The 21,131-nt window shown below is 56.5% G+C and carries 14 protein-coding genes; 7 read left to right on the top strand and 7 right to left on the bottom strand.

What is annotated here, in order from left to right; genetic code table 11:
* Nucleotides 1-100: 100 nt before the first annotated feature.
* Genes OOJ60_RS16245 through paoA form a run of 5 tightly spaced genes read right to left on the bottom strand, consistent with a single transcriptional unit; the run spans nt 101 to nt 5,318 of the window.
* Nucleotides 101-655 (bottom strand): nucleotidyltransferase family protein, encoded by a 555-nt coding sequence (locus OOJ60_RS16245; protein WP_205612902.1) that lies wholly within the window; start codon nt 653-655, stop codon nt 101-103.
* Nucleotides 655-1,587, bottom strand: a complete 933-nt coding sequence (locus OOJ60_RS16240; protein ID WP_205612901.1) for an XdhC family protein — start codon at nt 1,585-1,587, stop codon at nt 655-657. The genes OOJ60_RS16245 and OOJ60_RS16240 overlap by 1 nt, the downstream gene beginning before the upstream one ends.
* A 9-nt stretch (nt 1,588-1,596) precedes the next feature.
* The gene (gene paoC / locus OOJ60_RS16235) at nt 1,597-3,795 is read right to left on the bottom strand and encodes an aldehyde oxidoreductase molybdenum-binding subunit PaoC (protein ID WP_205612900.1); all 2,199 of its coding nucleotides are present in this window, start codon (nt 3,793-3,795) and stop codon (nt 1,597-1,599) included.
* Nucleotides 3,796-3,798: 3 nt separating this feature from the next.
* On the bottom strand, nt 3,799-4,749 hold the full coding sequence (locus OOJ60_RS16230) for an FAD binding domain-containing protein (protein ID WP_060571145.1): 951 nt from the start codon (nt 4,747-4,749) through the stop codon (nt 3,799-3,801).
* Complete coding sequence (gene paoA / locus OOJ60_RS16225; protein ID WP_042286127.1) at nt 4,746-5,318, bottom strand: aldehyde dehydrogenase iron-sulfur subunit PaoA; 573 nt, start codon at nt 5,316-5,318, stop codon at nt 4,746-4,748. The genes OOJ60_RS16230 and paoA overlap by 4 nt, the downstream gene beginning before the upstream one ends.
* 369 nt (nt 5,319-5,687) lie before the next feature.
* Between paoA and OOJ60_RS16220 the strand changes: the two genes are divergently transcribed.
* From OOJ60_RS16220 to OOJ60_RS16190, 7 genes are all read left to right on the top strand, one after another.
* On the top strand, nt 5,688-7,241 hold the full coding sequence (locus OOJ60_RS16220; RefSeq protein ID WP_042286126.1) for a peptide MFS transporter: 1,554 nt from the start codon (nt 5,688-5,690) through the stop codon (nt 7,239-7,241).
* A gap of 448 nt (nt 7,242-7,689) precedes the next feature.
* Complete coding sequence (locus OOJ60_RS16215; protein ID WP_233470903.1) at nt 7,690-10,683, top strand: autotransporter outer membrane beta-barrel domain-containing protein; 2,994 nt, start codon at nt 7,690-7,692, stop codon at nt 10,681-10,683.
* Nucleotides 10,684-11,099: 416 nt separating this feature from the next.
* Nucleotides 11,100-14,075, top strand: a complete 2,976-nt coding sequence (locus OOJ60_RS24765; protein ID WP_320338993.1) for an autotransporter outer membrane beta-barrel domain-containing protein — start codon at nt 11,100-11,102, stop codon at nt 14,073-14,075.
* Nucleotides 14,076-14,388: 313 nt separating this feature from the next.
* Nucleotides 14,389-14,490, top strand: coding sequence for a hypothetical protein (locus tag OOJ60_RS16205; RefSeq protein WP_205612898.1), 102 nt, complete (start codon nt 14,389-14,391; stop codon nt 14,488-14,490).
* 120 nt (nt 14,491-14,610) lie between these two features.
* Entirely contained in the window at nt 14,611-16,011 is a 1,401-nt protein-coding gene (locus OOJ60_RS16200) for a cytochrome ubiquinol oxidase subunit I (protein ID WP_042286123.1), read from the top strand.
* Complete coding sequence (gene cydB, locus OOJ60_RS16195; RefSeq protein WP_060569117.1) at nt 16,011-17,021, top strand: cytochrome d ubiquinol oxidase subunit II; 1,011 nt, start codon at nt 16,011-16,013, stop codon at nt 17,019-17,021. The genes OOJ60_RS16200 and cydB overlap by 1 nt, the downstream gene beginning before the upstream one ends.
* On the top strand, nt 17,021-17,152 hold the full coding sequence (locus OOJ60_RS16190) for a DUF2474 domain-containing protein (protein WP_060569116.1): 132 nt from the start codon (nt 17,021-17,023) through the stop codon (nt 17,150-17,152). The genes cydB and OOJ60_RS16190 overlap by 1 nt, the downstream gene beginning before the upstream one ends.
* Nucleotides 17,153-17,162: 10 nt before the next feature.
* On the opposite strand, the gene OOJ60_RS16185 is transcribed toward OOJ60_RS16190, so the two are convergent.
* Both OOJ60_RS16185 and OOJ60_RS16180 read right to left on the bottom strand, forming a co-directional pair.
* The gene (locus OOJ60_RS16185) at nt 17,163-17,795 is read right to left on the bottom strand and encodes a LysE family transporter (RefSeq protein WP_181821910.1); all 633 of its coding nucleotides are present in this window, start codon (nt 17,793-17,795) and stop codon (nt 17,163-17,165) included.
* A gap of 130 nt (nt 17,796-17,925) precedes the next feature.
* Nucleotides 17,926-20,526, bottom strand: coding sequence for an autotransporter outer membrane beta-barrel domain-containing protein (locus tag OOJ60_RS16180; protein ID WP_205612897.1), 2,601 nt, complete (start codon nt 20,524-20,526; stop codon nt 17,926-17,928).
* Between the last annotated feature and the right edge of the window lie 605 nt (nt 20,527-21,131).

The following is a 21,131-nucleotide window of genomic DNA, read 5'->3' as shown; positions in this document are numbered from 1 at the left end:
AAAGATAAGGTCACAGGGGTATTGTGATCATCCAGCGTGAAGGTCAGGCCATGTAACAGCCGGACTATAACGGCCCGACGCAGGATGCGCGCGTTCCCTGTTACCGCCGTTCTGTATGACTGTGCAGGCGGGCCGCCCGCAAATCGTCGGGGGTGTCGATATCAAACGTGATGCCCGCATCGTCCAGCGCCAGATCGTAGACCTCGTTTTCCGTACGCGCAGTATGCACGATGGCCTTCGCGCCCGTGTCGCCAGACAGCGCCAGCAGCTGCGGTAGCCAACGACGTCCAAACCCGACCGGATGCCCATGCTGCTGACGATACCAGGGCACGACCACCGACCATTGCGCTAACCCCGCCGCGACAGCTTGCAGCGACGCAGGACGAATCAACGGTAAATCCGCAGGCAGGAGCAACCATCCACTCGCCTCAGCCGTCGCGTGAACCCCCTGCGTAATGGATACCCCCATGCCGCTTGTTCCGCCAGCGGGCCGGACAAGGTGCCAGCGCAACCCGGCATCGTCAACCGCCCGGAGCACATGCCCGAGCACTGAATCCGCGCCAATCCGCGCATCCAGCTTATGCCCGGAGGCGCCAGCCCTGGTAAAGCGTTCGCCTTTTCCGCCCGCCAGAACAATCACCACCGGCGACGGCATCAGGATGCTTCGCTTTTCAGCCGCGTCGCCGCCACATCCGCCAGCACTGACAGCGCCAGCGAGCGGGCATCGCGCGCTTTGGGAAAAATGCCCACAGGCGCGTTGATGCGGGCGATATCCTTCTGTCGCCAGCCGTGTTCGCAAAGTCGGGCAACCCGTTTCTGGTGCGTGCGGTAACTGCCCAGCGCGCCAATATAAAACGGCTTTGCCGCCAGCGCCGCCTGCAAAACGGGAAATTCGCGGTCAAGATCGTGCCAGAGCAAAAGTACCGCCGTATCGGCATCCGGTGGCGGGAAAAGCGTGGCGTCGGCGCAAAGTTGCACATCGTAGCCCGCCGCTTCGGCGAGCAGCGCGGTGGTCTGCGCCTCCACGGAGCGACCAAATATCATGACCCGCACGCAGGGGCGAAAGCCCAGCGCAAATTCGCCGTTGCGCCAGCGTGTTTTGCTGTAACCAGGCTGAACGGCTAACGTTTGTGAGGTCGGGCAGTAGTGCAACGTCACGGGCTGGCGGCGTTCAAGCTGATGCAAGACTTCGTGCAGCGGCTGTGCCGAGCGCAGCGTATGAATGTTGAGGGTAATCCCTCCGCCGCAGGGAAGCACAATGTCGAACCACGGCGAGCCTTCACCGTAGCGCACAGTGCGATCCTGAGCGCAGCGGATCGCCTCCATCGCTTCAAAGGCGACTGCCCCTTCCACACACCCACCGGAAACAAAGCCGCAATACTGTCCGTCCTCGCGTACGGTCATCTGCGCCCCCAGCGGACGCGCCGCGCCGCCGCGGATGTCGACCAGCGTCACCAGCGCCGCCCTCATACCGTTCGCTAACGCCTCCAGCGCAAAGCGTAAAATATCCCGGCTATCATCGGTCAGAAAGGCAGCCTGGGGCGTCCTGCCCGGCGCGTCCGTCAGGCCGATAAGCGATTGCTGCATACACTCTCCTTACACCACATCCGGCAGCTCACTGAGCAACGAATCCAGTCTGACCGGATAATCCCGCACCCGTACGCCCGTGGCGTTATAGACCGCGTTAGCGATAGCCGCGCTGACGCCGCAAAGCCCCAGCTCGCCGACGCCTTTCGCTTTCATTGGCGAGGAGATCGGGTCGGTGTCATCCAGGAAAATCACCTCCTGCTCAGGGATATCAGCATGTACCGGCACTTCGTACGCCGCCAGATCGTGGTTAACGAAATAACCCTGCCGCGTGTCCACCGCCAGCTCTTCCATCAGCGCGGCGCCAATCCCCATGGTCATGGCGCCAATCACCTGGCTGCGGGCGGTCTTCGGATTCAGAATGCGGCCCGCGGCGCACACCGCCAGCATCCGGCGTACCCGGATCTCGCCGGTCGCGGCGTCAACGCCGACTTCCACAAAGTGGCCTGCAAAGGTGGACTGCTGGTATTTCTCCGCTAAATCGCCAAACTCGATCTTATCTTCCGCACTCAGCGCACCGTCTGCTGTCGCCTCGCGAAGCGAAACCCGGCGTCCGTCGCCGCAGATTTCTCCTGCTTCAAATACCGCCGTCTCGGGGTTGAAGCCCAGTTTTTTGGCGATGGATTCCCGTAGCTTGACGCAGGCGGCGTATACGCCTGCGGTGGAGGTATTGGCGCCCCACTGTCCACCGGAACCGGCGGAAATGGGGAAGGCGGAGTCGCCCAGCCTGACGTCGACGCTTTCCAGCGGCAGGCCGAGCATCTCCGCCGCCGTCTGGGCGATGATGGTGTAGCTGCCGGTGCCGATGTCAGTCATGTCTGTTTCAACGGTCAGCGTACCGCTGGCGTCCAGCGCCACCCGCGCGCCGGAAGGGGCGACAAGGTTATCGCGAAAACCCGCCGCCATGCCCATGCCGATCAGCCAGTTGCCTTCGCGGACTTCTCCCGGCGTGGCGTGACGTTGTTGCCAGCCGAAGCGCTCAGCGCCGGTGCGCAAACAGGCGATCAACTGACGGCGCGAGAAAGGGCGATCCGGGTTGGCCGGATCCACCTGCGTGTCGTTAAGAATGCGAAATTCAACCGGATCCATGCCGGCCTTGGTCGCCATCTCGTCGATCGCGATCTCCAGCGCCATCAACCCCGGCGTTTCTCCGGGCGCGCGCATGGCGTTGCCTTCCGGCAGATCGAGCCTGGCGAGGCGCAAACCGGTATGACGATGCGCGCCTGCATAGAGAAACCGGGTCTGATTAACGGCCGTTTCCGGTGTGCCGTCGGGCAGGTTGCCGGACCAGCTGTCATGGGCGATAGCGCTGATTTTACCGTCGCGATCGGTGCCGATGCGAATATGCTGGATGGTTGCCGGACGGTGGGTGGTGTTGTTCGGGATCAGCGGGCGGGGCAGCATGACTTTGACCGGGCGCTTCACCGCTCGCGCCCCCAGCGCCGCCAGCAGGGCATCGCTGCGCAGGAACAGCTTGCCGCCAAAGCCACCGCCAATATAAGGCGAGATCACGCGGATATTTTCCTGCGGGATGTTCAGCGTTTCGGCCAGATCGGTATGCGCCCAGTTAATCATTTGGTTTGACGTCCAGAGGGTCAGTTTGTCGCCTTCCCAGACGGCCATCGAGGCGTGAGGCTCCATCGCCATATGGCTCTGGTCAGGCGTGGTATAGATCGCGTCCAGCTTCACCGCCGCTGTTGCCCATGCGGTTGCGAAATCGCCGACGTCCTGATCGGGCTGATCCTCCGGCGGGGTGGTGACCGACGGCTTCTCTTTTGCCAGATCGTATGCGCCCGGCTCGCGCTGGTACTCAACCTGGACCAGAGAGGCCGCCGCGCGCGCCTGCTCGAAGGTCTCCGCCACGATCAGCGCTACCGCCTGCTGGTAATGCTCAATGTCCGGTCCGCCCAGTAGCGAGGCGGCGTTACGCTCGCCCTTGCCGAGTGGACCGGCGTTTTCTGCGGTCACCACCGCGAACACCCCCGGCGCGTTCAGCGCGGGCTGGGTATTCATCGAAATAATACGGCCTTTCGCGATCGCGGCGTCAACGATATAGCCGTACGCCACATCCGGTGCGATATCATGCCATTCATAGGCGTAAGGGGCGGTACCGGTGGTTTTTTTGGGGCCATCAATACGATCGTGCGGTTGACCCACTACGCGCATCCGATCGACAGGATTGGTTCCTGCTGGTTTTTCAAATTTCATCGCTTATGCCCCCGCTTCTGTCAGCACTGAGGCGAGCGTCCGCTTCGCCAGGATCAGCTTGAATGCGTTTTCCGCCGTGGGATGCGCGTCGGCAAACAGCGCGTCATACACCGCCTGCGCGCCGTGCGGCAGTTGTGCGTCGGCTTCCGCCTTTCGCCAGGGCTTGTGCGCGACGCCGCCGAGCGCCACGCGTCCGGTGCCGTCTGGCTGCACAATGGCGGCAACCGAGACCAGCGCGAACGCATATGAGGCGCGATCGCGCACCTTACGATAAATATGCGTCCCACCCACGGGAGGGGGAAGGGTAACGGCAACGATAAACTCGCCTGGCTGTAAGACATTTTCGAGATGCGGCGTGTCGCCCGGGGCGCGATAAAAATCAGCGACGGGAATACGGCGCTCGTTGCCGTCCGGGTTCACCGTCTCGACAACCGCGTCAAGCAGGCGCATCGCCACGGCCATATCGCTGGGGTGGGTGGCGATGCAGGCGTCGCTGACGCCAACCACGGCATGCTGACGGCTGAATCCGCCAAGCGCGGCGCATCCACTGCCCGGCGAGCGTTTATTGCAGGGCTGGTGGGTATCATAAAAATAGGGGCATCGCGTGCGTTGCAGCAGGTTTCCCGCCGTCGTGGCCTGATTACGCAACTGACCCGACGCGCCAGCCAGCAGGGCGCGGGAAAGCACCGCGTAATCACGGCGAATACGCTCGTCGGCCGCCAGGTCGGTATTGCGCACCAGCGCGCCAATCCGCAGGCCGCCGTCGGCGCTGGCCTCAATCTGATCCAGATCCAGACCGTTCACATCGATCAGGTGGGTGGGCGTTTCAATTTCCAGCTTCATCAGATCGAGCAGATTCGTGCCGCCCGCAATGAATTTCGCATTGCCATGACGGCGGGCGCTGGAGGCCGCGTCTGCGGGCGTTGCCGCTTTCTCGTAGGTAAAGGCTTTCATGGTTTCAGTTCCCCGGCGGCATCTTCTATGGCGGCAAGGATATTGCTGTATGCCCCGCAGCGGCAGATATTGCCGCTCATCCGTTCACGAATTTCGTTCGCGGTCATTTCCGGCGGCGAGACCAGATCCAGCGTAACGTGGCTGGGGATCCCCTCTTCGATCTCCTGCAACATCGCGACGGAAGAGCAAATCTGACCCGGCGTACAGTAGCCGCACTGGTAGCCGTCATGTCGCACAAAAGCGGCCTGCACAGGATGCAGCGCGTCGGGCGTGCCCAACCCTTCAATGGTGGTGATTGCGGCGTCCTGGTGCATCACCGCCAGAGTCAGACAGGCGTTGATGCGACGACCGTTCAGCAGCACGGTACAGGCGCCGCACTGCCCATGATCGCAGCCTTTTTTGCTGCCGGTCAGATGCAGATGCTCACGCAGCGCATCCAGCAGGGTGGTGCGGGTATCCACGTGCAACTGCTGCGGCTTGCCGTTGACATTCAGGGTGATGGGGACGATTTCAGGTGGCGGCGTTACGGGCAGATGATTCTCACCCTGGTTATTGCCTAGGTTGCTCATGCCAGGCCTCCGGTCGGTAAAAAAGGAAAATGAAAAACGTGTTTGAATCGCTAAGGACGTTTTTTAAACATTAAGCATAGTCGGCACTGGCGCTGGGATTAGTCTTAAAACAGAGAGGGGAGCCACGCAGCGAGGAGCGATAAAGGGAAGTCAATCACATTTCCGTTTATGCCAACAGAAAATCTATAAAACTAGACGATTGTCGAGTTTTTGCCTTAAAGTCCCCCCTTCGGCACTAGACAAAACTGCCGCATGGTTATCAAATGGTTAAATAATATTTCGCTGAATGTAATGATCGGCCTGATATTCTCAGGACCGGCGGCAATTCAGTGTCTACAAGCAAAACGACACACCCTTTCGGGAGAAATTATGCATTCCTCTGTTAATAAAAACGAAAGCCGAACGTTCTTCGGCCATCCTTATCCGTTGGGCGCCTTGTTCTTCACTGAAATGTGGGAACGTTTTTCCTTTTACGGCATTCGTCCATTATTAATTCTGTTTATGGCGGCGACGGTTTACGAAGGCGGCATGGGACTGGCGCGCGAAAATGCCTCCGCTATCGTTGGGATTTTTGCCGGGACGATGTATCTGGCCGCGTTACCGGGCGGCTGGCTGGCGGACAACTGGCTCGGCCAGCAGCGGGCGGTATGGTATGGCTCGATTCTGATCGCGCTGGGTCATCTGTCTATCGCGCTCTCCGCCTGGATGGGCGATAACCTGTTCTTTATCGGTCTGATGTTTATCGTGTTGGGCTCTGGCCTGTTCAAGACCTGTATCTCAGTGATGGTCGGAACCCTGTACAAAAAAGGTGATGCGCGGCGTGACGGTGGCTTTTCGCTGTTCTACATGGGCATCAACATGGGGTCGTTTATCGCCCCGCTGATCTCCGGCTGGCTGATTAAAACCCACGGCTGGCACTGGGGCTTTGGCATCGGCGGGATCGGGATGCTGGTGGCGCTGATCATCTTCCGCGTGTTTGCCGTTCCGGCCATGAAACGCTATGACAGGGAAGTTGGCCTGGACTCCACCTGGAACAGTCCGGTGGCGAAGAAAAACGGCGTGGGCGCGTGGCTGATCGCACTGGCGGTGGGCGTCGCCATTATTGTGACGCTGATCGCGCAAGGGGTGATCGTTATCAATCCGGTGGCGGTCGCCAGCATGCTGGTGTACGTCATTGCCGCCTCCGTGGCGCTGTACTTTATTTATCTGTTTGTCTTTGCCGGACTGACTCGCAAAGAACGCGCGAGACTGCTGGTCTGCTTTATTTTGCTGGTTTCCGCCGCTTTCTTCTGGTCGGCGTTTGAGCAAAAACCAACCTCGTTTAACCTGTTTGCTAACGACTACACCAACCGCATGGTGGGCGATTTTGAGATCCCGGCTGTCTGGTTCCAGTCGATCAACGCCCTGTTTATCATCCTGCTGGCGCCGGTATTCAGCTGGGCGTGGCCTGCGCTGGCGCGTAAAAATGTACGTCCGGGCAGTATCACCAAGTTTGTGATTGGTATTCTCTGCGCGGCAGCGGGCTTTGGCCTGATGATGATGGCGGCGCAAAACGTGCTGAACAACGGTGGGGCGGGCGTGTCGCCGTTCTGGCTGGTGGGCAGCATACTGATGCTGACCCTGGGCGAGCTGTGCCTGAGTCCGATCGGTCTGGCGACCATGACGCTGCTGGCGCCGGAAAGAATGCGCGGACAGATGATGGGACTGTGGTTCTGCGCCAGCGCGCTGGGTAACCTGGCGGCGGGACTGATCGGCGGTCATGTAAAAGCCGACCAACTGGATATGTTGCCGGACCTCTTCGCCCGTTGTTCCATCGCCTTGTTGATTTGCGCCGCCGTATTAATAGTGTTGATTGTACCGGTACGCCGGATGCTGGAAAATGCTCAGCAGAAGACGGAGCAAAAACCGATAACGCATGCCTGAATAACAATAAAACCTTTATTTTCAAACCGGTGCTAAAGGCGCCGGTTTATTTTTGCCATAAATAAAAAAGCATCTTCCGCAGTTTATCGCCATATAACGAAAAGTCTTAAAGGGAGGAGGGGCAGAAGCGTTATTTCTTCTTTGAGATTTAAGAAATGATCTTTTCTTACTTTTCTGGTTTTTAATTCTTAATTTAAGATTATTTAAAGAATTTAGTTCTGATGATATTTTTGATTTCAGATTTACTGTCTGAGGTGGAGTTAAGGTTATTTCATTTGAGATCCCCTCATTCAGCCGCGAAAATAGCCCTATCGAAACGGTTGCTGCTGGCAACCATCTTTTAAGTCACTATCCCTCACGTATTTATGTCGTACAGGCAAATGGGAATATTTGCCTGGAAAATATGGCTCGTCAGGTAACGGAGTACTTTTTAATTATGAAACCTGTGATGTCTTTTTATTTATTTAAACCCAGTAAAATCGCCTTATTATTAAGTTCGATTTTGTCTGCCGCTTCGCTTCCGGTTTACGCTGAAGGCGAACGCATCGTTATTGATAGCCGCACGCCTGTAGCTGATCGCACGTTAACTATTGCCGATGGCGCCGCCATGGAATATATCGGCGTATCGGCAAGTGACGCCAGCGTTACGGTTAACGGTAAAATTGATATGGTCAGTCCGGAAGGCAACACCGGCGCCAGCGTGTATGTCAGCGGTGGTATGCTGGATTTCGGTAAAGGCTCCACTATTGGCTATAAGACGCTCTCCAGCTCCGTCGCTGATGCGGTTCGGGTCTATGGCGGCACTTTTAAAGCCGAAGATCTCTCTATCACCCAGACCGGCGTTCCGACGATTGGCATTTCTGCCGACAACAGCGGGAATGTGGTTCTTACTGGCGACACCCGTATTGATATGACGATTACCGACCCGGTGACGGTATCGTCAAGCATTATGGCCTCCGCCATCACGTCATATCGGGATTCAACCATCGCGCTGGACAACCTGACCGTCAACTATGCTGACAGCAAGTCCCCCAGCGAAGTGGGTACCACGACCGTTGAAGCGCTGGAGTTCCGCGGCCTGAGCACGAAGGTTACCGGCGATGTCAACGTCGATTTGCAGTCCACTTCCGCAGTCTATCTGGAAGGGATGAACGTGGGCAGCCATGGTGATTTTGAAGGCGACACCAACATCCGTATCAACACCAACGCGGCCGTTGATGGGGTGAAAGGGTTGGTTCTCGAAGATCACTATGAGACCACGGCCAGACCCGGCAGAGAAAATAAGATCAATTTTAATGACGTGAATATTAACGTCACCAATACGGTAGACGAATATAAATTTGGCTTAAATACCGGCCTTTCATTCCTCGGCGAAGTCTCTGATTTGACGATGAATAATCTGACTATCAAGGCAACGGCGCCCGGCAACGCCAGCGTGATTGGCGCCCTGTTTCACGGCAGCGAAGAGTCCAGCGTGAGAATAAACGACGTGGATATTTCGCTCACCGGCGGTGAAAGCACCAATATGTACGGCCTCCAGGGCGTGAACGCGAAGGACATTGTGCTCAACACGCTAAACGTACAGACGCAGGGCGGGGATCGGGTTGAACTGTTACGCAGCGCCAACGCGCGCATTCTCGGCGACGTTACGCTGGGCAGCCAGCAAGGGCTGGCGAGCGCGAAAGGCGATCTGCTCGCCATTTACGGTTCTGTCGATATCAGCAACAACAATAAGTTTATGGCGTGGGGCGACATTCACTCCGAACGCGGACATGTCGTTAACATTAAAACCGGCGACAACTCGTATCTCTACGGCAACACGAAGAAAGTCTCTGACGGGGTGATCGATCTGGCGTTTAACGGCAGCAGCAGCCGCTGGGATATGACCGACTCTTCCAGCGTCACTAACCTGACGCTGAATGACGCGACGCTGAACTTTGCTCCGGCTATGGCGAGTAGCCGTAATCTGACGCGCGAAACGGTGCCGTTTAAAACCCTGACGGTAGACGGCGATTACGCGGGCAATAATGGCACTATCATCATGCGCACGCAGTTGGGCGACGACAGTTCTCAGACTGACCGGATGATCGTTAACGGCAACACTTCCGGCGCCACCAATGTGACGGTGGTGAACGCAGGCGGCGCAGGTGGGCTGACCACCGACGGTATTGAGCTTATCAGCGTGGCCGGAAATTCTGACGGCGAGTTCAAACAAAGCGGACGTATCGTGGCGGGGGCGTATGACTACACTCTGGCGCGCGGTGAAGGCCAGAACGACAAGAACTGGTATCTGACCAGCGGCCTGACGCCGGACCCGCAGCCGGAACCCGATCCGGATCCGGTTGATCCCGTAGACCCTGTCGATCCGGTAGACCCCATAGACCCTGTAGACCCTCTGGACCCTGTCGATCCGGTGGCGCCACCAGCACAACCGGAACCGCAGAGGCCAGCACCGGCCCCGCGCGAAAACGCGGTGCGTCCGGAAGCCGGTTTGTACGGTATGAACCTGCAGGCGGCGAACACGATGTTTAACACCCGTCTGCACGACCGTCTGGGCGAAACCCACTACGTCGACGCCCTGACCGGTGAGAAAGCGGTGACCAGCCTGTGGCTGCGCAACGTCGGTGGACACACCCGCCAGCAGGACAGCAGCGGCCAGCTGGATATGCAGGCCAACCGCTATGTGATGCAGCTTGGCGGCGACATCGCCCAGTGGTCTTCCGACAACACCGACCGTTTCCACCTTGGTCTGATGGCGGGCTACGCCAACCAGAAGGCACGGGCGGAAAACCAGCGTAACGGCAACCGCGCCGACAGCCGCATCAGCGGTTACAGTGTCGGTCTGTACGGCACCTGGTTACAGGATAACGCCACCCACGAAGGCGCGTATGTCGATACCTGGGCGCAGTACAGCTGGTTTGACAACACCGTTTCCGGTCGCGGCGTCGAATCCGAAGAGTACGACTCAAAAGGCTTCACCGCGTCGGTGGAATCCGGCTACACCTGGAAGCTGGCGGACATCAGCGAGCGTAACGCGCTGTACATCCAGCCGAAAGCGCAGGTCACCTGGATGGGCGTGAAGGCGGACGAACACCGCGAAGCCAACGGCACCCGCGTAACCGGTCACGGTGACGGTAACGTGCAGACCCGCGTCGGCGTGCGTCTGTTCGGCAAGGGCCACAACAAACTGGATGACGGTAAAGACCGCACCTTCCAGCCGTTTGTCGAAGCGAACTGGATCCACAACAGCAAGGAGTTCGGCGTGTCGATGAACGGTGACAACGTGGATCTGGACGGCGCCCGCAATATCGGCGAGCTGAAGGCCGGTGTGGAAGGCCAACTGACGAAGAACGTCTCCCTGTGGGGCAACGTCGGCCAGCAGACTGGCGATAAAGGCTACAGCGACACCTCGGCGATGATTGGCATTAAAGCGTCGTTCTGATAAGTCACCTCGGAAAAGGCGCGTTGCGCCTTATCCGACATTTACCGGTGATACTTACACTGCGGAAATACCCACTCTTAAAAAGTGGGTATTGCTTAACGGGATGATCTTAAGATTTTCCTGCCCTGATTTTAAAAGAATAAAACACTGCTAATAAATAAAATACTTATATATTAAACAGGTATTGTTTTTATATTTAGATAATAAATTTAATTTTTTAGCTAAGGTCATTTCATTTGTCCTGTTGCTGTGCAGGTGGAAAATGGCGGACAGAAGCCACCGTGAGCACCAGCAAAGACCACTCCCGGAATAACCGGCGTTTTTTCACTTTTGTTTAACCCAGGAATTGCACATCGGCCATGGCGTTATTGCACGCAATACGTCTTAGCGCCGCGATGTCTGTTACGGATACCGATATGAAACAATTTAAATTAACCACAACAGCGCTCCTTGTCAGCAGCCTGTTGATGACAAACTATGCCCATGCTGAGCTTTATGACAGAGATGGCGTGATTACCGGAAGCGGGGAGCTTGCTGACGGTGGAACATATAACATCATCAGTACTTCGGGTGAACATAACACTATCTCCGTGGCCAATAACGGCAGCGTGACTGTTAACAACCCTGGCGGTACGAGGACTGTGGATGGCCGTGGGGAGTTTGAAACGGGTGATTTCATGCTGGCCAGCGGGACGATCCTGCTGGTTAACAGCGGCACTATCAACTTAGGTTCCGGCTCTACCGTGAATCATATTATTGGTGATTATATTCCCGGAACCGTACCCGGCAGACCGGATCTGCCGCTTGACGCTGATTATGATTTTATGTCTGCAGTCACGATTATGACTGAAGAAAACATCAGCGCCCCCCTGAATGCGCAACAGGCGCAGATCGTTGCTGATGATTTAACGGTTAACATGAGCCATAAGCGTGATGATAAAGGGATCGCCGGGATTTATGGCGCGAAAAACAATGGTTCCATTCTCTTAAGCGGTAATACCACTGTGAATACCACGGTGACCGGGGCAAACAGCAATGCTTTCGGCGTGTATGCAAAATATGGCACCCGCATTGAAGCTGAGAACGTTATCCTCAACAGTAAGGGGACGGGGTATGCTGGCGGGATCATTTCCGAAGCGATGGAAGAGAGTGCCCGTTCGCTTATTCGCTATCAGAATGCGACCGTGACCTCGGTAGCCGATCAGTTTGCTGACGGGATTAGCGCTAACGGCGGCAAAGTTGAAGCGCTTGGCGATACAGTCCTTGACGTCACCGTCAACGCCGTCGGCGGCGTGGCGTCCGGTATCTGGCTGTCAGACGGTTTTCCGGGCGTCGATGTGGATGCCGCTGTCACTACCGTCGGCACCACCACGATGCGACTTAACGCAGGCGCGGATCAGACGGTGCTTGATGGCGTCGACTCAATGGGCTCGACGGTCTATACCGGCAACGATCTGAGTATCACTTTTGATGCGAAAGGGCATCAGCAGACAACGGGCACCGGGCTGTATGCCTCGATGGATCAGGCGTTAGCCGCAGGGAAAATCGCCGTTAACGGCAGTCTGGATATTGACGTTGTCGACGCCACCCGCAGCGGGAGCTGGAATTATCTCCATGCGGATAAGGGCGGCGAAATCACCCTGAATGGCGAGGTGCGGATGGGGGTGAATTACAACGACCCGGATGCTGTCGCGATCCTGGCTGAAAATGCCGACTCCCGCGTGACCATCAATCCGCAGAAAGTCCATATTGTGGGGACGCTGGAGGCAAAAGATGCTGCGACGATTGATATCACCGCGATTAACCAGTCCCGTTTTGATGGCGGCGCAGCAACCACTGACGATGCGGTGAGCAACCTGTCGCTGGCGGAGCAATCGGTCTGGAATATGACCAAAGACTCGCAGCTGACCAACCTGTCGCTGAACGATTCGACGCTGACCTTTATGCCGTCCAGCGCGACGACCCATTCGCTGACCCGCGACGCGGCGACGTTTAAAACCCTGACGGTGAACGGCGACTACACTGGCGTCAACGGTAATCTCGTGATGAATACCCAACTGGGCGATGATACCTCTGCAACCGATAAGCTGGTTGTGCAGGGCAACACCTCCGGTAACACGAACGTGACGGTGCTGAACGCGGGCGGTGCAGGCGGGCTGACCACCGATGGTATTGAGCTTATTAGCGTGGCGGGAAATTCTGACGGTGTGTTTACCCAGAACGGGCGTATCGTGGCGGGGGCGTATGACTACACCCTGCAACGTGGGGAAGGGCAGAATGAGAAAAACTGGTATCTGACCAGCGCGCTGACGCCGGAACCACAGCCGGAACCGGTTGATCCGACTGAGCCAGTGGACCCGGTAGATCCGCTGACTCCGCAAGCGCCGACGCAACCTGAGCCGCAGACGCCGCGCGAGCACGCGGTGCGTCCGGAAGCGGGTTTGTACGGCATGAACCTGCAGGCGGCGAACACGATGTTTAACACCCGTCTGCACGACCGTCTGGGCGAAACCCATTACGTCGACGCCCTGACAGGCGAGAAAGCGGTGACCAGCCTGTGGCTGCGCAACGTCGGTGGCCACACCCGGCAGAAAGACAGCAGCGGCCAGCTGGAGATGCAGGCCAACCGCTATGTGATGCAGCTTGGCGGCGACATCGCCCAGTGGTCTTCCGACAACACCGACCGTTTCCACCTTGGTCTGATGGCGGGCTACGCCAACCAGAAGGCACGGGCGGAAAACCAGCGTAACGGCAACCGCGCCGACAGCCGCATCAGCGGTTACAGCGTCGGTCTGTACGGCACCTGGCTGCAGGATAACGAAACCCACGAAGGCGCGTATGTCGATACCTGGGCGCAGTACAGCTGGTTTGACAACACCGTTTCCGGTCGCGGCGTCGAATCCGAAGAGTACGACTCAAAAGGCTTCACCGCGTCGGTGGAATCCGGCTACACCTGGAAACTGGCGGACATCAGCGAGCGTAACGCGCTGTACATCCAGCCGAAAGCGCAGGTCACCTGGATGGGCGTGAAGGCGGACGAACACCGCGAAGCCAACGGCACCCGCGTGGAAGGCCACGGCGACGGCAACGTGCAGACCCGCGTCGGCGTGCGTCTGTTCGGCAAGGGCCACAACAAACTGGATGACGGCAAAGACCGCACCTTCCAGCCGTTTGTCGAAGCGAACTGGATCCACAACAGCAAGGAGTTCGGCGTGTCGATGAACGGTGACAACGTGGATCTGGACGGCACCCGCAATATCGGCGAGCTGAAGGCCGGTGTGGAAGGCCAGCTGACGAAGAACGTCTCCCTGTGGGGCAACGTCGGCCAGCAGGTCGGCGATAAAGGCTACAGCGACACCTCGGCGATGCTCGGCATTAAAGCGTCGTTTTAACGGAACGGCCCGGTGGCGCTGCGCGACCGGGCCTGTAAACAATCATGTAAGCCGGATGAGGCGCAGTTCACCGCCGCCATCCGGCTTTTATCCGAAAATCTCAAATTCCCACTGACACTATTTCCTTTCCCTCGCTTCGCTATTTTCTTGCCTTGAATATCGGGGCTTAGCGTCTATTCTTAATGGTCAGACAGGCTTGTTAACAGGCAATAAATGATGGCGCGAGGAAATTATCCAGAGCGTTGCCGAAGTCTATTTAAACGGTAACGATTGGTGATATTTGCATCGCGCGAAAATAACCGAAGGAGGCACTATGCTTTATCACCTTAACCGTTTCTCTGTCGAAAAAGATGATCCTTCCGAAGCCCCGGAATCCGGCGATAAGCCAGACAGCACGCCAAAGAAAAAATCCTGACCGGGTGAATTTCTCCCCCCTGTTTTAACGTGGGGGAGTATTTTTACGCTTCGCTTAACGTTTAATTATTGGATGTCGTTGTCTCTATGCGCAGGTATCGTCATATAAACGGGAGAAAATATGGATATTGATGCGTTTTTGCTGGCAAGAATCCAGTTTGCCTTTACCGTTTCGTTTCATATTATTTTCCCGGCTATCACTATTGGCTTAGCCAGCTATCTGGCTGTACTGGAAGGACTTTGGTTAAAAACAAATAATCCGGTCTGGCGTTCGTTATATCAGTTCTGGGTTAAAGTCTTTGCGGTGAATTTCGGCATGGGGGTGGTTTCCGGTCTGGTGATGGCTTACCAGTTCGGTACCAACTGGAGTGGTTTTTCGCAGTTTGCCGGCAGTATTACCGGCCCATTGCTGACCTACGAAGTGCTGACGGCTTTCTTCCTGGAAGCCGGTTTTCTGGGGGTGATGCTCTTCGGCTGGAACAAAGTCGGGCCGGGCCTGCACTTTTTCTCCACCTGCATGGTGGCGCTGGGCACGTTGATGTCCACCTTCTGGATCCTCGCGTCCAACAGTTGGATGCACACGCCGCAGGGTTTCGAGGTCATTAACGGTCAGGTGGTGCCGGTGGACTGGTTCGCCGTTATCTTTAACCCGTCATTCCCTTACCGCCTGCTGCACATGTCGGTGGCGGCGTTTCTGAGTAGCGCAATGTTTGTCGGCGCTTCGGCGGCCTGGCATCTGCTGAAGGGCAACGATACACCCGCAATCCGCAAAATGTTTTCCATGGCGCTGTGGATGGCGATGCTGGTGGCGCCGGTGCAGGCGCTGATTGGCGATATGCATGGTCTGAATACCCTTGAGCATCAGCCGGTGAAAATCGCCGCCATTGAAGGACACTGGGAAAACACGCCGGGCGAACCCACGCCGCTGACGCTGGTGGGCTGGCCGGATATGGACGCGGAAGAAACCCGCTATGCGCTGGAAATCCCCGCGTTAGGCAGCCTGATTCTGACCCACAGTCTCGACAAGCAGGTACCCGCCCTGAAGGATTATCCAAAAGATGAGCGCCCCAACTCAACCATCGTGTTCTGGTCGTTTCGTCTGATGGTGGGGATGGGGGTGCTGATGATTTTGCTGGGACTCGCCAGCCTGTGGCTGCGCTACAAAAACCGGTTATATCACTCCCGCCCTTTTATGCATTTCGCGCTGTGGATGGGGCCATCAGGGCTGATCGCGATCCTCGCGGGCTGGGTGACCACCGAAGTTGGGCGACAGCCGTGGGTGGTTTACGGCCTGTTGCGTACCCGTGACGCGGTATCGGCGCACAGTACGCTACAGATGAGCATCAGCCTGTTGGCGTTCTTTGTGGTTTACTCGCTGGTGTTTGGCGTCGGCTATCTCTATATGATCCGCCTGATCCAAAAGGGACCGCAACCGCTGGAGGAACCGACCTCTGAAACCGATGGCCGCCCGGCACGTCCCATTTCCGCGGTGGGTGAACCGCTCGATCAGGAGAAACGCTGATGACGCTCGATCTGTCTGTAATCTGGTTTGCCATCATCGTCTTCGCCACCCTGATGTATATCGTCATGGACGGCTTCGACCTCGGGATTGGCATTCTGTTTCCATTTATTCGCGATAAGCATGACCGCGACGTGATGGTAAACTCGGTCGCGCCGGTCTGGGACGGTAACGAAACCTGGCTGGTGATGGGCGGCGCGGGACTGTTCGGCGCGTTCCCGCTGGCCTACGCGGTGATTGCCGATGCGCTCACTATTCCGTTGCTGCTGATGCTGCTCGGGCTGATTTTCCGTGGCGTGGCCTTTGAGTTCCGCTTCAAGGCCACGGAATCACACCGCGCCTTCTGGGATAAATCGTTTATTGTCGGATCGATACTGGCGACCTTCTGCCAGGGGATCGTGGTCGGCGCGGTGGTCAGCGGTTTTCAGGTCAGTGGACGCGCCTTCAGCGGCTCGCAACTGGACTGGTTGACGCCGTTTAACCTGTTCTGCGGCCTCGGCCTGGTCATCACTTATGCATTACTGGGCGCGACCTGGCTTATCATGAAAAGCGAAGATCCGCTGCAAAGCCGGATGCGGCAGTTGGCCCGTCCGCTGTTGATCGTCCTGTTGCTGGTGATGGCGGTGGTCAGCCTGTGGACGCCGCTGACGCAGAGCGCGATTGCCGAACGCTGGTTCTCGCTGCCGAATCTGTACTATTTCCTGCCGGTTCCGCTGCTGGTCATCGTCTTCAGCCTGTGGCTGTGGCGCAGTCTGTATCGACCGGACTTTCATGCCCGCGCGTTTCTGCTGACCCTGGGGCTGATTTTCCTCGGTTTCAGCGGGCTCGGGATCAGCATCTGGCCGTATATTATTCCACCGGGGATCACCCTGCATGAAGCTGCCGCGCCGCCGCAAAGCCAGGGCTTTATGCTGGTAGGTGCGCTGATCATCATCCCGGTGATCCTGGCGTACACCTTCTGGAGCTACTACGTGTTCCGCGGAAAAATCCGCCACGGAGAGGGATATCACTGATGGCGAAAATCAAAAAATGGTCCCACCGCGTGGTATGGCTGATCGCCATCTGGTGCGCCAGCGTTCTGCTGCTGGCGGCGGTCGGCGCGCTGTTCAGAGTGCTGATGACCTCTGCGGGCTTTCGTTCCTGAGCACAAAAGATTAGCGATGGGTTATGCCTTCGTAAATCAAGCGCAGGGCAAACAAACCGATAATTGCGCCGATAATTTTGCTGGCGACGCGCTGGATCCGCCCATACGCGCGACGGACCGCGGGTAACGAAAAGGCCTGGCTGAGGAAGACGCGCCAGATAATGGAAGAAAGCACGATGCCCGCCCAGGCCATCATCCGCGCCCATGTCGGCGTATCCGCGCTGAGCGTGACGGAGAAAATACTGATAAAAAACAACACCGTCTGCGGATTTGATAAATCGGTCAGCAAACCGCGACGGAAAAAGACCGTCCACGGCGCCGCCACCGGCTGCGCGAGCGGGCTCATTTGCGGTGTGTCCTGGCGGCGCAGGCTGTTCCATGCAAACCACAGGAGATAGGCGCCGCCGCCAATTTTTATCAGCGAAAACAGCGCCTCGCATTGCGTGATTAATGTTGCCATGCCAAACAGTCCCAGCCCCGAATAAAGCGCATCGCCAGCGGCGACGCCAAGTCCGGTAAGCACTCCGGCGCGCCGTCCGGAGGCGAGGCTGGTCTGCACCACGACAAAGAGATTCGCGCCGGGATTAAAAAAGGTCAGGACAAACAGGCTGACGGTAAGAAATACGGCATGTAAAGGGTCCATACACCACGCTTCTGTCAAATGAACGATCTGATGTCATCCTATTTTTCACCGACGGATGGCGATGCGAGGGGGATCACAAAGAGAGAAGGGAAGAGAAAAACCACCCGCGTTGCCGCGGGTGGCGCGTCTGTCAGAATGTATATTTCAACCCCAACATGCCTTGCGTATCGCTGTAACCCTTGTCGCCTACCTGCTGAGCGACGTTACCCCACAGTTGCAGGCGAGCGTTGAGTTGCCCTTCCACACCCACTTTCAGCTCGCCGATATTGCGCGTGCCTTTCACTTCACTGCGAATATCGTCCATCTTCACGCCATAGTTCTGGCTGTTGTAGATCCAGTTCGCTTCGACAAACGGCTGGAAGGTGCGCGTTTTACCGTCATCGATGGCATTATGGCCCTGCATAAAAGCTTTAATGCCCAGGCGCGTTTGCAGGTTGCCATCCGTTTCATTGACCACCCGGGTCCCGTTTTTCTCGGTGTGATTGTCCGCCTGCACATCCATCCAGGTAAGCTGGGCTTTTGGCTGCAACCAGTAACGGGTACGCCCATCGCGACTGGCGCCAAGGCTGAAGGTATAGCCTGTTTCCAGCGAAGCGGTGATCCCGTCGGAATCATATTTCTCTGACGCCAGTCCCTGTCCGGATACGGTATTTTCAAACCAGTTATAGAGCACCCATGCGTCCAGATAGGCGCCAGTTTTGTCGGCGTCATTGGCGTACCATGTGCCATAAACGCCAGCGCTATATCCGCTGATCTCGCCGCGTGACGTGTAGCCTGTGAGACTGGCGTGACTGCGGCTCTTACTGTTCGCGTAACCGCCCATCAGGCCCAGGTGCCAGCGATCCTGGCCGTCACTGCTCCATTGGGCAATGTCGCCGCCAAGCTGGATCACGTAGCGGTTACTTTGGGTGCTGATCTGGCCGGAGCTGTCTTTAAAGCGCTGATGACCGCCAACGTGTCGCATCCACAGGCTGGTCACTTTCTTTTCACCGGTTAACAGATCGGTGTATTGCGTCTCGCCCAAACGATCGTGCAGGCGAGTGTTAAACAGCGTATTGGCGGCAAGTGCGTTCGCCAGATAGCTACCCGTTTCCGGGCGATACTGATGCGTGCCTTCCGGCGCAGGTGGCACCGGAACATCGGGTTCTTCCGGCTGTTCAGGTTCTTCAGGGTCCACCGGTGGGACGGGGGGTTGTGGCGCCACGGAGGCCAGGCTGGTCAAATACCAGTTCTGGTTATCCCGTTTCGTCAGATCATAATCATACGCGCCCGCGACAATACGGCCTTCTTTCACAAAGCTGCCGGCCGACGCGCCTTCAACATTGACGACCTGGATGCCTTCAACTGTTTGCGCGCCGCTGCCGCCTGCGTTAACGATGCTCACGCGCGTCGTGCCTGAGGTATCGCCTTTCACCACCAGTTTGTCGGTCGCGGAAAGATCATCACCCAATGCGGTACGGAGGGACAGTAGCCCGTTGTTGCTGGCGTAATCGCCATTAATGGTCAACGTGGTGGGCGTAAACGTACCGTCAGACGGTGTGTCAGCCGACAGCGTCGCGTTTCCGTCAAGCACCAGCGAGTTGACCGTTTGAGAGTAACCATTCAGATCGAGACTGGCGCCGCTGTCGACAAGGTAGTCCGAGTTCGCGCTCAGCGTGTTAACCGCTCCGGCACGCAGTGTCCCACTGGCGACGTGGGTGTTGCCCCGGTAATTGCTCGCACCGGTCAGGGTGGACGTTCCCGAACCGAGATGATTCACCTCGCCGGTGCCGGTAATGTTGGCGCCAAGCACGAAATCATCGCTGTTATGGTTAAGGTTGAGCACCGCCGTGCTGACGCCGTCGGTATTCCCAAGATGAATTCGTGGAACGTTAATTGAACCTGCCGCCTGTTCGGTTTCTCCCTGCGCGCCGCCAATGTTCAGGATACCGGTGCTGCCTTCGCCCACCGCCAACCAGATAAGCGTGCCGGAGTTGATCGTCGCGCCATTGCCGACGGTCAGACTGCCGGTGGCGTCATTAGGCGTAGTGGTAACCCCGCCAAGATAGATGCCCTGGGCGACATTCAGCTGTGAATTTGCGCCGTCGACCCGCGTTTCGCCAGCGCCTTCGCGGTTTGAGTTCAGGGTATTGCCCACATAGCCAATGTTCATGTGTTCACTGAGGGTAAGCGAGCCACCGTTGGTGATAGTCAGTTTGCCTTTTCCCTGATCGCCCACCACCGCCCAGTTGGACGATACAGACGAACCGGCTCCGTCGATGTTCACTTCTCCAGAGGCCTGTGCGGCGTATTCGCCGATCCGCAGTTCGTTAATCCCGCTGACGCGGCTGCCGCTGTTAACCACAAGCGTACCGGAACCGTCGTGGGTTCCCAGCACCAGATTTAGCCCTTTCAGTGTCCAGGTAGCGCCGCTCTGGAGTGTGACGCTGCCCGTTGCATTGTTGCCAATCATCCCGGCGTCGGTGGTAATCGCCCGATTGTCAATGATCAGCGAGCCGTCGCTATTTTCACCCACCCGCAGGGAGCCAAAGCGATCCCAGGCCGGGTCTGTATTTTCAGATGCCGAGAGTAAGACATTATTATCGTTATTAATCGTAATAATGGCATTAGCGTCGGAAGGGGGGGGAAAGGTCAGCGCATTGATAGTATTTGCCGCTGCGGTTGAGGCTAGCGCCGCTGAAATTGCGAGGGATAACAAAGAAGAACGAAAATATAACGCGTGTTTTTTCATGATCACTCGTCCGTAAGTTTTAAAATAAAAGAAGTGATAAGCAACAATGCCTGTCTGTAATAACGGGCATTAATAGATTGCTTATATGTTTGCGTTCCTGCCTTTTAACTATTCGCTGTCAGTCAAAAAGTTTCAATCGTTTATTTATTACTCTCGCTTAACATTGATAGATTTAAACAATTAATTGCGTCATACAGACAGTACCGGGAACCGCATTTCCACCGTGTTTCGTTATGATGCTTAATGTTTCCCTTCATGCCGGGGATGTGTTTACTATGCTGGAAAACAAGGTAAAACAAAGGGATGATACAGGGTTGCGGTAAGCGAAATTACTCAAAGGTAGTTGGATAACATTAAAATATTCATCATTTGACCCTTGTGTAATCACGTAGTGGCATCATTAATTTTACGCTTTGTAAGCGCGCTTTTTAAATATTGCTTGATAAATATCAATTTTTAATCATTGATATATTTGAGAAATTTGTTTGTGCTTTTAGGATTATTATCAATTAAATGTTTTTTGCTTGCTGAATAATCTGATGACGGATGTAAGAATATATTTTGGCATCCGTTGGTTATCAATAAAGACGTCAGTTCCGATAAAA

Origin of the sequence: Citrobacter sp. R4 (genome assembly GCF_026719175.1) — a bacterium.
In the GTDB taxonomy this organism is placed as follows: Bacteria; Pseudomonadota; Gammaproteobacteria; order Enterobacterales; family Enterobacteriaceae; genus Citrobacter_A; species Citrobacter_A sedlakii.
This window is presented reverse-complemented; position numbering and strand designations above follow the sequence as displayed.